This is a genomic window from Pantoea rodasii, assembly GCF_002095465.1.
In the GTDB taxonomy this organism is placed as follows: Bacteria; Pseudomonadota; Gammaproteobacteria; order Enterobacterales; family Enterobacteriaceae; genus Pantoea; species Pantoea rodasii.
Genome location: NZ_MLFP01000053.1, coordinates 1 through 1,760 on the forward strand (window position 1 = coordinate 1; position 1,760 = coordinate 1,760).

The 1,760-nt window shown below is 43.5% G+C and carries 1 protein-coding gene; it reads left to right on the forward strand.

The annotated features are described in order from the left end of the window. The first annotated feature begins 143 nt into the window (after positions 1–143). The gene (locus HA45_RS23255; protein ID WP_128599092.1) at positions 144–1,586 is read left to right on the forward strand and encodes an IS1182 family transposase; all 1,443 of its coding nucleotides are present in this window, start codon (positions 144–146) and stop codon (positions 1,584–1,586) included. The last annotated feature ends 174 nt before the right edge of the window (positions 1,587–1,760 follow it).

Consider the following 1,760-nt stretch of genomic DNA (forward strand, 5'->3'; position numbering starts at 1 on the left):
TGCTCAGGCTGTGTGAAAACTCCTGATCACTTTTTGGTCTAAGCGATGGTTTCATATGATCAACCATTCTTGATAAACCCATGCAACGGACTGAATTTTTCATTAAAATTAAAAACATACAAATGGATACTGCGGATACCGACATGGCCAATCACATTCAAGGACAAGGCAGGCTTCAGGTGACATTGCTCCCTGACGCACTGGATGATTTTGTCACTGAAGATAACCCCGTCAGAGTGGTTGATATCTTTGTTGATGGACTAAAGCTCGATTCTCTTGGTTTCAGAAGAGTTGATGCAAAGCGAACCGGACGGCCCGGATATCACCCTGCCACTCTACTGAAATTGTACATTTACGGATATCTCAACCGAATTCAGTCCTCCCGTAGACTTGAAAAAGAGGCCCATCGGAACGTTGAACTGATGTGGTTACTTGAACGATTAACGCCTGATTTCAAAACCATTGCAGACTTCAGAAAAGATAACGGTGAAGGTATCAGGAATGCCTGTCGGGCCTTTATTGGCCTGTGTCGGCAAATGCAAATGTTCACTGATGTCGTTGTAGCCATCGACGGTAGCAAATTTAAAGCAGTAAACAGCAAACCCAATAACTTCACATCTCAGAAAGCCAAAGACCACATTGAGCGCGTTGAGCAAAGTATTACTTATTATTTAAATAAGCTGGATGAAGCCGACAAGAATGCTGAGCCCGATGCAAACGCAAAGTTAACAGCCACTAAACTGGCCTGGCTAAAAAAGCGTTTACGTGAGCTTCAGGAGATCCAACAAGCCGTCGCACAACAGCCAGATAAACAACTCTCTTTAACCGACCCTGACTCCCGGTTAATGAAAACAAATAATATGAATCGGCAAGTTTGCTACAACGTCCAGACAGCTGTGGATACGAAGAACCATTTGATTGTTGCGCATGAAGTCACCAACACAACAGATAACGGGCAACTTGGTTCAGTAGCAACACTGGCTCAGAAAGCTGTTGGCCGGAAGGACATAACAGTACTTGCCGATAAAGGGTATTACAGTCGCAGCGATATTAAAACGGTTCTGGATAGCGGAGCCGTAGCGTTAGTGCCTAAAGGAGATACCTCTGGTGCTGAACGTAAGGGGCTCTATAATCGCTCAATGTTCAGATATAACAGGGAAAAAGATGTTTATGTATGCCCAATGGGCAATGAGCTTCAGAATCGTTTTACCTCAATAGAGGACGGACTGGAGCAACAGTTGTACTTTAACAATATTGCCTGTCGCGATTGCAGTCAGCGCTCCAGATGCACTACATCGAAACGTGAACCAAGGCGTATACGGCGTTGGGTTCATGAAGCTGAAATGGAAGAAATGCATGCTAGGCTTGAGTCATTTCCTCAGGCGGTAGTCATGCGAAAGCAAACGGTAGAACATCCGTTTGGGACAATTAAAATGTGGATGGGTGCAACGCACTTTCTGATGCGGAAATTTAAAAATGTCAGTACGGAAATGAGTCTACATATATTGTCTTATAACCTGAAAAGGATGATATCGATATGGGGTACTACAGGATTGATATTTCAGCTTCAGGAACAATACGGCTAACGGTTCCGGCCGTTTTATCCTCCAGTAACAAATATCAGGCTCTTTCCCGCAATAAAAACTTCTGATACACCCGAATAAAATCACAGCTTACCTCGTCAACTTAAACAGTATTCTCAAAACACAGATGAGAAATATTGTTAGGCTACTTAAAGCTATGAGTTTTCACACAGCCTG

Bases quoted from the DNA above. Each gene is read 5' to 3' on its own strand.
- HA45_RS23255 (WP_128599092.1), top strand. From the start codon at position 144: ATGGCCAATCACATTCAAGGACAAGGCAGGCTTCAGGTGACATTGCTC.